Source organism: Halobiforma lacisalsi AJ5 (assembly GCF_000226975.2).
GTDB classification, from domain to species: domain Archaea; phylum Halobacteriota; class Halobacteria; order Halobacteriales; family Natrialbaceae; genus Natronobacterium; species Natronobacterium lacisalsi.
In genome coordinates this window covers 468,446-480,924 of record NZ_CP019285.1, presented here as the reverse complement: position 1 = coordinate 480,924, position 12,479 = coordinate 468,446, and the positions used below count along the sequence as shown (strand labels likewise).

The window sequence follows — 12,479 nt, the reverse complement described above, 5'->3', positions numbered from 1 at the left end:
ATCCAACCGGCCGAAGAAACATAAACACTGTGGTAGTTTGACGAGTGTGCTATTCGCCCGCCACAGACCGCGAGCCTACTCGAGAACGGCTCCGACGCGCTCGCTCAACTCGTCCGGAGTTTCGGCCGGCGCTGATGCCTCGTCCCCGCGTTCGACCCGGGCGGTTCCCGGCGTTAGGACGTCGTCCGCGCCGGGGACGACGACCTTCTCGTGGTCGGCCATCCGAAGCGCGGCGCGGTGGAGGTCCGAGCCGGGGTCGTCCGCGACCCGAATGACAAGAGGACCCTCGAGCAGCCGGGAGACCGCCGTCGCGTAGCGGGCGACCTGGACGCCGATTCGGTCGCTCGCGCCGGCGAAATCCGCGAGGGTCTCTCGCGCGCAGGCGCGGTACCCGTCGTCGCCGGTGAGGGCTGCGAGGTCGATCAAAGCGTCGGCGACGGCGACGTTCGAATCGAGGGGCCGAAGCGGTCGCTCGACCAGCCCGACACCCTCCGCGGGGCCGTCGTGGAACGAGTCCCCGTCCCGAAGCCGTTCGATCGCCGCGTCCGCGACCTCGCTGGCGTCCTCGAGGACCCCGTCGACGTCGAGCGTGGCAGCCGCGGTCGTCAGGGCCGCGAGGGCGCGAGCCTGGGTCGAGAGCAACGGCGCTGGGGCTTCGGGATCGGTTACTTCCGGGAGAGTGGCCGCGAGGCCGTGGGCGACCACGCCGTCCTCGAGCAACTCCTCGCGAAGCGTTGCGAGCGTCCGCTCGGCGTACCGGCGGGCGCGCTCGTCGTCCGTGTAGGCGTAGTAGGTACACAGCGCCTCGACCGCCAGGGCGTTCGGCCCGGCGAAGACGCCCTCGTCAACCGGCGGTTCGCCCGCGGCCGCGCGGTCGGTCGCGTCGATGCTGTGCGAGTCGGCGTCGCCGGGCGCCTGGCTGTTGGCGAAGGCGTCGACGTCACCGTTCCACAGCGTCGTCGTCAGGTACTCGATCGTTCGCTCGGCGGGTTCCCGGTACTCGTCGCTGCCCGTGTGGAGGTAGGCGTTCGCGAACGCGCGCACGAGTGCGGCGTTCGAGTCCAGCAACTTCTCGCGCTGGAGCCCCGACCAGTCGCGTTCGCTCGCGAAGCGGTGGAAGCCGCCGTCGTACTCGTCGAGCAGGTTCGCGCTGACGGCGTCGAACGAGCGAAGTGCCATCTCGCGGTCGCGTTTGAGGGCGAACTCGAGGGCGTCGGGCAGCGGGAACTTCGGGCTCTCGCCCCAGCCGCCGGCGACCTCGTCGTAGGTGTCGGTGAGGTGTCCGAGCATCCCGGACTCGATGTCGTCTGTGAGCTCGCCCGCGGGCGGTTCGTCCTCCCGCAGCGAACGGGGAACGCGGGCCGCGCCGCTGCCTTTCGTCTGCCACATTGTGCGGACGCTGTCGAGCACCTGGCGCATCCCGTCGGGTCCCAGGTAGCCCGCGCCCGTGAGGACCTTCCCGTCGGGGGCGAGGAACACGGTCGAGGGGAACCCGCCCATGTTGTACCGGTCGCGTACCCTGGGTCGGCGATCGACGTCGACCCGCACGGGAACGAAACTGTCGTTGACGTTCGCCGCGATGCGCGGTTCCGCGTAGGTCTCCGCGTCCATCTCGTGACAGTGATCACACCACGTCGCGGTCAGCGAGAGCAGTACCGGAACGTCGGCCTCCGCAGCCTCGTCGAAGGCCGCCTGGCCCCACTCGCGCCACTCGACGCGCGTCGTATCGTCCATACTCGAGCCTGGGCGGTCGCGGGGGTAAGCCCTTCGTTCGCTCTCGTTTCCGGTCTCTCCGGCTCGTCTCCCGGGACGACTCGAGCGTAAAGCGTTTTCACCCTCGGTCGGCTATATCGTGCCATGCTCCGGTGGATCTTCGCGCTGTTGCTCATCCCGTTTCTCGACGCCGTACTGCTGGCGGTCGTCGTCAGCCAGACATCCTACATCGGGTGGGTCGGGATGGTGCTGCTCGTCGTCCTGACCGGGCTGGTCGGGATGCTTCTCGTCCGCGCGGAAGGCCGGCGGACGATCCGGAAGATGCAACGCACGCTGGCCCAGGGCCAGCCGCCGACGAACGAACTGCTCGACGGCGGGCTGTTGATCGCGTCCGGAGCGTTCCTGCTCACGCCGGGGCTGGTGACCGACCTCATCGGCTTCCTGCTCGTGGTCCCCCCGACCCGGATCCCGATTCGTGCGGGCCTCAAGCGGTTCGTGATCGTCCCCTACGCGGACAAGAAGACCGGGGGGTTCGCCAGCGGCGGGGTCTGGACCTACGGCTTCTCGAGCGACGACGCGCCCGGCGGCGGGTTCGGTGGCGGCTCGAGTTCGGGGGCCGACGGTTCCGGTGCGGGCACCTACGACCTCGGCAGCGACTCCTACACGGTTAACACGGGCTCGAGCGCCAGTACGGACGCCGACGCCCGCGACGCGGACGGCATCGACGGGTACTCGATCGACTTCGAGGACGCCGACGACTCGAGCGGATCGGACGGAGGCGACGACCCGACCGCTCGGTAGCGGTTCGCACAGCTTCCTCGGAAAGAAACGTTTAAACATACGACCCGGCAACTACTGAGTGCAGAGGAAAAGCGCGGGCCGGTAGCTCAATTAGGTTGAGCGCCACTCTGATAAGGTGGAGGTTCTCGGTTCAAATCCGAGCCGGCCCACTTCTCTCCGCGAACGACCTCGTAAGTTACGGATATCGGGCATTTCGGCGGTCGTTCTTTCGGTTCCGCTCTCTCGTCTTCGAGCCCGACGACCGTCCGTCGTTTTTCACACTCGAGAGCCCGCGCCTGCATCGGTCAGCCGCCGTCCGCCCGTTCGGCGTCGCTCGAGTCGTCGAGTCGGAGGCCCGCCGGTGACTCCCTCCCCCGCACGACGTATCCCTTTCGGAGGCCCGCGTCGTGGAGGTGGTTTCCGCACGCGCCCGCCTTCACCGCCCGCCGGACCCGATCCGGCTCGGCGACGCTCGCGCCGGCGACGACGTCCACGCCGGCCTCGAACAGCGGTTCCGGGCGAAACGATGCCGTCGCGCCGATGACGACGGCGGCCGCCGACCGCGGGATCGCCCGGAGGTACCGGTCCGCGCCTCCGTAGACGAACGCCGATCCGGTGACGAAGACGACGTCCGCCCCCTCCATCGCCACCGCCGTCTCGTCGGGAGTGTACGTCGAGAGACGGACGTCCGCGGGCGTGGGGACGTCGTCCGGATCGAGGTCGACCGAGGCACGCTCGAGGACGCGAACTTCGACGTCCGAAAACCGCCGGAAGGCGGGTCGGAACAGCCCGACGGTGACGATGCGCTCGACCGACGGCTCGAGCAGCCCCATCGGATCGCCCCGGTCCCAGTCGATCGCGGGGGCCGAGAGCGCGTTCAGGGTCGCGATGGCCACCGCCCGATCGAGGCGGGGATCGGTTTCGTCTCCAGCGGGAGTCGCGTCGCTATCGCGGCCCGAAATCGGGGCCAACAGCGCCTCGAGGTCGCGGTCGGCCGCCGGTGGCCGGGGCGACCCCCGTGGACGGTGGGCGACGCCCGCGAGATGTCCCGCGTTCGCGTGGGTCGCGTCGGCTCCCACTGCCCCGTCCGCGCCGTCCGCTCCCTCGGCCTCGAGTTCCACCAGCAGCGTCCGGTCGTTGGCCGTGATCCGGCGTGGGCTCGCGGCCTCGAGCGTTTTCGGGCTCTCGTCGCGGAGGCGTGCGTAGGCGTTCCGGAGGATTGGGCTCGTCATTCGTGCTCGGGATCGCTGAAGCGGCGTGGCGAAGCGACCGTGACCGCGGCAGTGGACACGTGATTCGGGGAACGGCGGGCCACGACATATACGTTCGGCCGGTCCACCGCCCCGAACCGTTGCCGACCCGAAAGCGATAGTTGCCGCCGCGACCAACGTTCGACGATGAACTCCGCCACCGGGGGCGACTGGCGCGAGGCCGTCGACGACATCGACGCGGCGCTCATCGACGGCTACCAGAGTGGGCTCCCCCTCGAAGAGCGCCCCCTCCGACCGATCGGCGATCGACTCGGAATCGACGAACGTGAGGTCGTGGATCGGATCGAGCGGCTCCTCGAACTCGGTGTGTTCCGCCGGTTCGGGGCCGTCCTCAATCCGCCGGTGATCGGCTCGTCGACCCTCGCTGCGATCCGCGCACCCGAGGACGAGGGGGCGTTCGACGAGGTCGCCGAACTCGTCAACGGCTACCGGCAGGTCAACCACAACTACGCCCGCGACCACGAGTGGAACATGTGGTTCGTCGTCACCGCGGCCTCCCGGGCCGAACGCGACGACGTCCTCGACGAGATCGAGCGCCGGACTGGCTGCGAGATGCTCGACTTACCGATGGTCACCGACTACTACGTCGACCTCGAGTTCCCGGTGGTCAACGCCGACCGGTTCGCCCGGGAGTCGGCGACCGGCGGCGTCGATGCCTCGGCAACCCGGATCAGCGAGACGGCCGTCGGCGACCTCTCGCGGTTCGAGGCCGACCTGTTGCTCGCCGTCCAGGACGGGTTGCCGGTCTCGACGACGCCGTACCGCGATCTGGCGGCGGGACTCGAGCGCGAGCGTGCCAACCGCGAGGTCGACGCGGTCGACGTCGTCGACGCGCTCGGAGGGTTACGCTCCCGGGGCTGTATCAAGCGGGTCGGCTGTGTCGTCAATCACGTCGTCACCGGCTTCGACGCCAACTGCATGGTCGTCTGGGACGTCCCGGACGCCGAGCGCGACGAACGCGGCGAAGCCGTCGGCGAGTTGCCGTCCGTAACGCTCTGCTATCACCGGCCGCGTCGCCCAGAGCACGGGTGGCCGTACAACCTGTTTACGATGATCCACGGCCGGGACTCCGAGGCGGTCGACGCCAAGATCGACGACCTGGCCGACGAACACCTCCCGTTCGAGCACGAACGGCTGTACTCGACCGAGACGCTGAAACAGACCGGTGCGCGCTACGAGGACCTGCTCACGTCGCCGGACGCCGAAGGTCGGCAGTCGTGAGCAGGCTTTCCCACCCCAGTCGTCCGCCGTGCTCCGGGACCCGTTCCACTATACGGATTTCTCGCCGCCGACTGCCGTAGCGGGCTCTCGAGAACGTCGTTCGACCGGTACCAAAATGGCCCCGTCGTTGTTACACGCGCCCCTGGGGCCGCCGCCTCTGGTTGGCGGCAACCGTGACTACGACCGGAGGTATCACGAAATCACTTCCTAACTGGTTTGGCTATCGGACCATACTAGTAAATAGAAATACAAATATATTAGATATATATTTGCTATTGGCTGTTTAGCTGGAAAGGCGATCCGAACCAGTAAGACCCTGTAACTATACTTCGATATCGGACGTAAAAGCCCCTGAATACCGCGTCGGTAGTTCGAACGTGAGAGATACCGATCAAACTCACTTATTATTGAAGTGGATATAACAATAACTTCCTTGATTTCTTTTGTATATCGGATGGGTATTATAAGGCGAGGACTCATGAAGTAACCCGTGTTCCGTCCGCTTCTCGAGCGAGGGCGGACCGTACCGGAATCACGGCCCCACCCTCCCCCGTCGCCCCGCCGATTGGGAACGCGTACCGCAATACCTATTGTGGCGTTCCCGTAGTATCACGTATGCTGGATATCGTTCAGCTCGAGCAGGATCTGGACCAGGAAGAGCGGATGATCCGGGATACGGCCCGTGAGTTCGTCGAGGAACACGTCAAGCCGGACATCGCCGAGCACTTCGAGGAGGGGACCTTCCCGACGGAACTGATCCCCAAGATGGGCGAGCTCGGCTTCTATGCCCCCAACCTCGAGGGGTACGGCTCGCCGAACGTCTCCGAGACCGCCTATGGGCTCTTGATGCAGGAACTCGAGGCGGGCGACTCGGGGCTGCGCTCGATGGCGTCGGTCCAGGGGGCACTGGTGATGTATCCGATCCACGCCTACGGCAGCGAGGAGCAGAAAGAGGAGTGGTTGCCGAAACTGGGCCAGGGAGAGGCGGTCGGCTGTTTCGGCCTGACCGAACCCGAACACGGCTCCAATCCGTCGGGGATGGAGACCTACGCCGAGCGCGACAGCGACGGGTACGTGCTCAACGGATCGAAGACCTGGATCACGAACTCGCCGATCGCGGACGTGGCAGTGGTCTGGGCGCGGGACCGCTCCGCAGAGGACGAACCGGTCCGCGGGTTCCTCGTCGAGACGGACCGCGACGGCGTCACGACCAACAAGATCACCGAGAAGCTCTCGCTGCGCGCGTCGATCACCGGCGAGATCGGTCTCAACGACGTCCGCGTTCCCGAGGAGAACGTTCTGCCGGGGGTCTCCGGGATGAAGGGGCCGCTATCCTGTCTCACGCAGGCCCGGTACGGGATCGCCTGGGGAGCGGTCGGGGCGGCCCGGGACAGCTTCGAGGAGGCGCGCCAGTACGCCCAGGACCGCGAGCAGTTCGGCGGCCCGATCGGCCGGTTCCAGCTACAACAGCAGAAACTCGCCGAGATGGCGACCCAGATCACGCTGGCCCAGTTGCTCGCCTACCGCGTGGCCGAACTGAAAGAGCGTGGCGACCTCCGGCCCGCCCACATCTCGCTGGCCAAGCGCAACAACGTCCGCATGGCCCGTGACCAGTCCCGCGTCGCCCGCGAGATGCTCGGGGGCAACGGGATCACGACCGACTACTCGCCGATGCGCCACATGGCCAACATGGAGACGGTCTACACCTACGAGGGCACCCACGATATCCACACGCTGGTCCTCGGCGAGGAGCTGACCGGCATCCCGGCCTACGAGTGACGGGATAGCGGCGGCGGCCGCGTGGCGGTCGCAGCTGACCCTCTCCGTTTTCGCCGTTCGTCCGTTCTCTCGGGCCATCCTGCTGCTTTTCGTCTCTGCTCTCCCGTGAGCCTTTTTGCTTGGCGATCGCTTTCGCCATTGGCGAAACGGTGACTTCCAGCGTCCGTGGTCTTATTGGAGCTAACTGACCGAATGCACTCCCTCAGTCGCCCTCGAGACTCTTCCTCATCATCGAAACACTGGACCCAACCCCGGTGGGGTCACCGAAATCACTTTGCACGCCCCGTCGGAACTACGACCGGATGGCCGACTCGAACGCGAACGGGAGTCCCGGACCGAAACCCAAGGTCGCCCGCCTCATCGAGAAGTACAGCCTCGAGGGCGTCGGCACCGACCTCGAGGCGCGGTGGACCCGTGACGAGAACCGGGAGAGCCTGCGGTCGCTCGCCGACTGGTTCAACGAGCGGCTGGTTCGTGCGGCGCTTTCCGACGCCGGGATCGATACGATCGCCGAGGACACGTCCCACCTCTACGACCTCCTGTGTGGCGAGACTGGCAGCAGGGGAGAACGAACGCAAGTCGAACGGCGACTCGAGCGAGCGGGCGTCGACGTCGAGACGCTGACCGACGAGTTCGTCTCCTATGGCGCGATCCGGAGCTATCTCACCGGCTACAGGGACGCGTCGCCGCCCGCGGCCGACGACGGCGACGCCGATGGCGATCGGGAAACCGTCGCCCGAACTATCGAGGGGCTCCGCCAGCGAACCGTCTCGGTCACCGAGAGCAATCTCGAGCGACTCCGGGAGACCGACCGGCTCGAGATCGGCCCCCACCGCGTGCTCGTGGACGTACAGGTCCTCTGTGAGGCGTGTGGCAAACAGTACGACGTCGCCGACTTGCTCGAGTCGGGGGCCTGCGACTGTTTCGCCTCCTCTTCGGGGGAGTGACCCCAAAGGTATAACAGAATTACGTCTGTTACGGGTTTTCGGGGCCGATCAGATCTCCGTGATGCGTTCGTGGGAGTCGTCGATGGCTTCGGCGTCCTCGGGGAGCAAGGCGACGACGAGGAAGTCGGTGTACTCCCGGAAGTACTCGACCAGCGCGGCGATCCGGTTCGAGTCCAGTGCCTCGAGCGAGTCGAGCAGCATGAACGGGACGTCGTCGTAGACCTCGTGGACGAGATAGCCCGCGAGCGCGAAGATCAGCCCGGTGACCTCGCGTTCGCTCTCGCTCAGGTGGTCGATCGTGTCCTCGTAGGTCTGGCCGTCCTCGGTGCTGCGGACGATGTGGAGGTCGAACGCCGTCCGCTCGACCGTACGGCGGCCCTCCCGGACCGTCTCGCCGACGCGTTCGATCCAGATGCGATCGATATTGTCGTACTCGAGGACCTCGAGCACGGCGTCCATGTGCTCGTTGAACGACTCGACGGCCTCGCGTTCGATCCGGTCGATCCGGGTGCGCAGTTCCTCGAGGTCCTCGCGGATCTCCTCGCGGCGCTCCTCTAGGCGCTCGCGTTCCTCGAGTGCCGACTCGATCTCCTCGATCTCATCGGTCGTCGTCTCCAGATCGCGCTCCAGTCGCCCGAGCGAGAACTCGAGTTCGTTCGCGCGCCGGTTGAGTTCCAGCAGGCTTCCGTCGTCCGTCTCCTCCGTCTCGTCGTCGGACTCGGACTCGGACCCGGACTCGGACTGGTCCTCGAGGTCGGCGGCTTCGGACTCGAGCTCGTCGATCTCGGACTCGAGCTCGTCGCGACGGTCGGTCAACTCCTCGAGGCGACGCTCGCGGCGATCGATCTCGTCGGTGACGTCCTCGAGGCGGTCCTCGATCCGTTCGCGTTTCCGACGTGCCTGATCGATCTCGCGGCGGTCGGACCGGAGCGACTGGATCCGCTCCTCAAGTTCGTCGCGCTCGGAGAGTTTCTCCTCCTGGAGCGAGCGCAGCCGATCGATTGTCGACTCGATCTCGGACCGCCGGACTTCGCTGCCGCAAGTCCAGCACTGCACCGTCTCCTCGTCCTCGAGGAGCTGTTCGGTCACTGCCTCGGCGCTCTCTCCGTCGGTTTCGTCGGCGAGCAGCTCGCGGATCTCGGGGTGGGATCCCTCGAGCATCTCCTCGTTGAACTGGACGATGCTCTGGAGCTGGCTGACGACGCCGTCGATCTCCTGGGACTGGCGCTGGAGCCGGTCGATCTCTTCGTCGATGGCCTCGCGGTCGAGCGATTCTACGTCCGGCAGGTCTTCGCGATCGGCCTCGAGTTCCTCGCGTTCGTCACGCAGGGCGGCCAGGCTCTCCCGTTCCGTCTCGAGATCGAAGCGGACGTCCTCGAGATCGGAGCGTCGCTCGCGGAGTTCGCTCAGTTTCTCCTCGAGTTCGTTCTGGTCGTCCTGTCGGCGCTCGATCTCGGATTCGGCGTTCTCGATGGCCTCCTTGACCTCCTCGAGTTCGGCTCGCTTCTCCTCGATCCGGTCCTGCAGGGTCGTCCGCTGGCGTTCCAGTTCCGGGAGGTCGGTCTGGATCGTCTCGAGACGCTCGAGTTCGTCGTTGATCTGGTCCTTTTCGGCGGTCAGCCGCGTGATCTCGGCCTCGATCTCGTCGGTGTCGACGGGCCGCAGGATGATCTCCCGGAGGTCGTCGCCGGTCGTCACCGCCCGGCGGGCCGGATTGGATTCGAGGAGAAACGCGAACAGATCCGCGAGTTCGGCGTCCTCGAGGTAGGGTTCGCCGCCCATGACGGTCGTGCCGCCGCTGCGACGCAGGGTCCGCCGGTAGGTCTCGTCGTCGAGTTCGAGGACGGCTTCCCCTTCGTCGGCGTCGGCCTTCAGCGAGGCATACTCGCCGCCGAGCGCCGCCATGAACGCCTGCAACAGCGACGTTCGGTTCGTCGCGTTGCGGCCGGCCAGGACGGTGACGCCCGACTCGAGTTCGACCGTAGTTTCGTCGATACCCCCGATATTACGGGCCCGCAACGTCGCCTGTCGAGTGATACGCTCCTGTGTCGCCATTGTTTGCATAACCTCCCAGACGAGTGATAAGCTTTTGGTGTCGGTACACACGAAGCCGTCGATCAGCCAGTTGTCGATCGTTTATCGAGTACTCGAGTCCGTAATAGTATTTTTATATTGTTTAAATATTTCTGGTAGGTGATCAGACGCTGGAATCCGTACTGACGGCACTAATCCTATAGCTCTCTCGGAGGGCTTCTCGTGGCTGATTACCGGTTTATCAACTGCGACCTCGTAACACGAGACAACAGCACAAACATACGTAGTATGACTTTATCGGGTAAATATATGATGTAATACAAGTCGGATTCGTGGGCCGGTTTTCCGCTCCGTTCGCGTCGTCCTGTCCTTTATAAACTGTGGCGCGGCCAGCGGCGGTATGTCGGAACGGACGCCGGCGCTGCGCCGGACTGTGCTGTATGCGATCGGTACGATCCCGACTGCTACCGCTGCGGCAGTCGCGCTCGGGAACTCGAGACTGCCGGACGACGATACCGGGGCCAACGGGGTCGACTACCCCTCGAGCGCACGAACCGCTATCGCCACCGTCGATCGTATCGTGGACGGGGACCACGTCGTCCTCCTCCTCGAGGACGGCGGCGAGGTCGTCGATCAGGTGGTCGTCCCGGTCGAGGAGTTCGGAAGCGCCGAGGAGGGTGATATCGCGATCGTCGTCGTGGAAGGTGGGGACCTGCTCGCCCACCTGCTCGTCCCGGAGCGGCCCTGTTGAGGATGTAAGCGGACCGATACCCCGAGATACCGATCCCCTCGGGCCGGCCGCTGGTTACCGATGTTCACTCTATCTCGGTCGAAGGAAAACAGACTATGTCATACGTGTGTGAATAATGAACGAATTTATGTAATATACCGACGATGGAGCAAGCATGCGACTCGAGGATCGGACGGTCGTGATCACGGGTGCAGCGTCGGGAATCGGTCGAGCAACCGCCGAGCGGTGCGCCGAGGAGGGCGCCCGCGTCGTCGTAACGGACATCGACTCGGACGGGGGCGAGGCGGTCGCCGACGCGATCGAAGCCGACGGCGGCGAAGCGGTCTTCTACGACCTCGACGTGACCGACGCCGACCAGTTCCACGCGGTCGTCGAGGAGGTCGCCGAGAGCTACGGACTCGACGTGCTGGTCAACAACGCCGGCACGGGCCATCCAGGGGCCAGCCTCGAGAACGTCGACGACTCGATCCGCGACTTCGTCATCGACGTGAACGTCAAGGGCGTCTGGAACGGCTGTCACGCGGCCTTACCGCGAATGAAGGAGCAGGGCCACGGATCGATCGTCAACGTCGGTTCGCTGGCGAGCATCCTCGGACTCCCGAAACAGGCGGCCTACTCGATGACCAAGGGAGCGGTGTTGAACCTGACCCGTGCCGTCGCCGCCGAGGCAGGCCCCTACGGCGTCCGCGCGAACACGGTCTGTCCGGGCTTTACCGACACGCAACTGCTCGAGCAGTACCTCGCCCAGCGGGACGACCCCGAGAAAGCCCGCGAGGAGATGGCCGAGGAGTATCCGCTGAAGCGACTCGCCGACCCCGAGGAGATCGCGAACGCGATCCTGTTCCTGGCGAGCGAGGAGGCGTCGTTCGTCAGCGGTCACGGACTGGTCGTCGACGGCGGCTTCTCGACGTGTTGAGGTGACTCCCTACTCTTCCAGAATCAGCCCGACGTTCGCCAGTTTGTCGCCTGCGACGACGGTCGCCTCCTGGGTGAGCGCGTACAGGACCCCGTCGCGGTCGGCGGCGGCCTCCTGGATCGGTTCGAACGTCGCCGGATCGTACAGCGTGCCGATCCGGTCGCCCGACTCGACGTCCATGCCCACCTCGAGCGACGGCGCCGGCCGGAAGAGTCCGGAGTCCTCGGCGGTGACCTGCCCGAGGTGGTTCCGGGCGACGGGCGGCGTCTCCGCGGGCGGATCGCCCGGCAGCATCTCGAGGTGACGCAGGACGTTCAACAATCCCTCGACGCCGAGTTCGACGACGTCCTCGAGGATCTGCTTGTTGTGAGCCAGTTCGGGCGTGATCGACGGGATTCCCTCGTCGGCGGCCGCGACGCGGAGTTTGCCAGCGAAGCCGCGGCGGTGCCACTCCTCGGAGGCGTCCTCGTCGGCTCGTTCGGAGAGCAGGAGGTCGGTACCGTAGGCCGCGGCGAGCTCGCGGGACCGTTCGTCGCCCTCGCGGAAGACCACGTGCGGGAGCATGTCCGGGCTGCCCGTGTGGAGGTCGACAATCGCGTCGGCCTCGCCCGCGTATTCCCAGAGCGAGGCGGCCATCCGCTGGTGGAGGGTCCCCTCGGCGTCGCCTGGCCAGACCCGGTTCATGTTCGGGTTGACGCTGTCGAGTATCTCCGGCGTCGTGTACGAGACCCGATCGAAGGTCAGCGGGTTGGCGACGGGGACGGCGACGACGGTTCCCGACAGCGACTCGAGCGGCAGTCGCTCGTGGAAGCGCCGCAGGACTTCCGTCCCGTTGATCTCGCGGCCGTGCTGGGCAGCCTGCACGTAGAGGGTGGGGCCGTTCTGGTCGCCGCGGTAGACGTGCACGGTCGTCTCGAGTTCGACGCCCGAGGGGAGTCGCGCGAGGGTCACGGTTTCGGCCGTGTGGGTCCCGTCCATACCCGTTCGTTTTTGCTCCGGCCGCTTGTACCTGCGGGGGCGACGTGCCGGGTTCCGATGATCTCACCCCTCGGGGCCCGTGACCTCGA

At 66.0% G+C, this 12,479-nt stretch carries 10 protein-coding genes and 1 tRNA gene; 7 read left to right on the top strand and 4 right to left on the bottom strand.

What is annotated here, in order from left to right; genetic code table 11:
- Positions 1-75: 75 nt before the first annotated feature.
- The gene (locus tag CHINAEXTREME_RS02230) at positions 76-1,734 is read right to left on the bottom strand and encodes a DUF255 domain-containing protein (RefSeq protein ID WP_007142135.1); all 1,659 of its coding nucleotides are present in this window, start codon (positions 1,732-1,734) and stop codon (positions 76-78) included.
- A 123-nt stretch (positions 1,735-1,857) separates the two neighbouring features.
- Here CHINAEXTREME_RS02230 and CHINAEXTREME_RS02225 point away from each other — a divergent pair, with 123 nt between their 5' ends.
- Positions 1,858-2,514 (top strand): FxsA family protein, encoded by a 657-nt coding sequence (locus CHINAEXTREME_RS02225; protein WP_007142136.1) that lies wholly within the window; start codon positions 1,858-1,860, stop codon positions 2,512-2,514.
- Positions 2,515-2,589: 75 nt separating this feature from the next.
- Positions 2,590-2,663 (top strand) — tRNA-Ile (locus CHINAEXTREME_RS02220).
- A gap of 135 nt (positions 2,664-2,798) precedes the next feature.
- On the opposite strand, the gene CHINAEXTREME_RS02215 is transcribed toward CHINAEXTREME_RS02220, so the two are convergent.
- On the bottom strand, positions 2,799-3,725 hold the full coding sequence (locus CHINAEXTREME_RS02215; protein WP_007142137.1) for a Rossmann-like domain-containing protein: 927 nt from the start codon (positions 3,723-3,725) through the stop codon (positions 2,799-2,801).
- A gap of 165 nt (positions 3,726-3,890) precedes the next feature.
- On the opposite strand from CHINAEXTREME_RS02215, the gene ahbB reads away from it, so the two are divergent.
- The 3 genes from ahbB to rdfA all read left to right on the top strand — a co-directional run bounded on the left by ahbB (position 3,891) and on the right by rdfA (position 7,711).
- The gene (gene ahbB, locus CHINAEXTREME_RS02210) at positions 3,891-4,985 is read left to right on the top strand and encodes a siroheme decarboxylase subunit beta (protein ID WP_007142138.1); all 1,095 of its coding nucleotides are present in this window, start codon (positions 3,891-3,893) and stop codon (positions 4,983-4,985) included.
- A gap of 615 nt (positions 4,986-5,600) precedes the next feature.
- A complete protein-coding gene (locus tag CHINAEXTREME_RS02205) occupies positions 5,601-6,764 on the top strand; it encodes an acyl-CoA dehydrogenase family protein (protein WP_007142139.1) in 1,164 nt (387 codons plus the stop codon).
- 302 nt (positions 6,765-7,066) lie between these two features.
- On the top strand, positions 7,067-7,711 hold the full coding sequence (gene rdfA / locus CHINAEXTREME_RS02200; RefSeq protein WP_007142140.1) for a rod-determining factor RdfA: 645 nt from the start codon (positions 7,067-7,069) through the stop codon (positions 7,709-7,711).
- A gap of 48 nt (positions 7,712-7,759) precedes the next feature.
- Here the strand turns inward: rdfA and CHINAEXTREME_RS02195 are convergent, their stop codons facing one another.
- Positions 7,760-9,766 carry an archaea-specific SMC-related protein gene (locus CHINAEXTREME_RS02195; RefSeq protein ID WP_007142141.1) on the bottom strand — a complete coding sequence of 669 codons (2,007 nt, stop codon included), beginning with the start codon at positions 9,764-9,766 and terminating at the stop codon, positions 7,760-7,762.
- Positions 9,767-10,145: 379 nt separating this feature from the next.
- Between CHINAEXTREME_RS02195 and CHINAEXTREME_RS02190 the strand changes: the two genes are divergently transcribed.
- Both CHINAEXTREME_RS02190 and CHINAEXTREME_RS02185 read left to right on the top strand, forming a co-directional pair.
- Complete coding sequence (locus tag CHINAEXTREME_RS02190) at positions 10,146-10,496, top strand: hypothetical protein (protein WP_007142142.1); 351 nt, start codon at positions 10,146-10,148, stop codon at positions 10,494-10,496.
- Between the two features lie 154 nt (positions 10,497-10,650).
- A complete protein-coding gene (locus tag CHINAEXTREME_RS02185) occupies positions 10,651-11,412 on the top strand; it encodes an SDR family NAD(P)-dependent oxidoreductase (protein WP_007142143.1) in 762 nt (253 codons plus the stop codon).
- Between the two features lie 9 nt (positions 11,413-11,421).
- Here the strand turns inward: CHINAEXTREME_RS02185 and CHINAEXTREME_RS02180 are convergent, their stop codons facing one another.
- The gene (locus CHINAEXTREME_RS02180) at positions 11,422-12,390 is read right to left on the bottom strand and encodes a succinylglutamate desuccinylase/aspartoacylase family protein (protein ID WP_007142144.1); all 969 of its coding nucleotides are present in this window, start codon (positions 12,388-12,390) and stop codon (positions 11,422-11,424) included.
- Positions 12,391-12,479 lie beyond the last annotated feature (89 nt).

Coding starts and splice junctions, on each gene's coding strand:
- CHINAEXTREME_RS02190 (WP_007142142.1), top strand. CDS start 10,146: ATGTCGGAACGGACGCCGGCGCTGCGCCGGACTGTGCTGTATGCGATC.
- CHINAEXTREME_RS02215 (WP_007142137.1), bottom strand. CDS start 3,725: ATGACGAGCCCAATCCTCCGGAACGCCTACGCACGCCTCCGCGACGAG.
- CHINAEXTREME_RS02230 (WP_007142135.1), bottom strand. CDS start 1,734: ATGGACGATACGACGCGCGTCGAGTGGCGCGAGTGGGGCCAGGCGGCC.
- ahbB (WP_007142138.1), top strand. CDS start 3,891: ATGAACTCCGCCACCGGGGGCGACTGGCGCGAGGCCGTCGACGACATC.
- CHINAEXTREME_RS02205 (WP_007142139.1), top strand. CDS start 5,601: ATGCTGGATATCGTTCAGCTCGAGCAGGATCTGGACCAGGAAGAGCGG.
- CHINAEXTREME_RS02195 (WP_007142141.1), bottom strand. CDS start 9,766: ATGGCGACACAGGAGCGTATCACTCGACAGGCGACGTTGCGGGCCCGT.
- CHINAEXTREME_RS02185 (WP_007142143.1), top strand. CDS start 10,651: ATGCGACTCGAGGATCGGACGGTCGTGATCACGGGTGCAGCGTCGGGA.
- rdfA (WP_007142140.1), top strand. CDS start 7,067: ATGGCCGACTCGAACGCGAACGGGAGTCCCGGACCGAAACCCAAGGTC.
- CHINAEXTREME_RS02180 (WP_007142144.1), bottom strand. CDS start 12,390: ATGGACGGGACCCACACGGCCGAAACCGTGACCCTCGCGCGACTCCCC.
- CHINAEXTREME_RS02225 (WP_007142136.1), top strand. CDS start 1,858: ATGCTCCGGTGGATCTTCGCGCTGTTGCTCATCCCGTTTCTCGACGCC.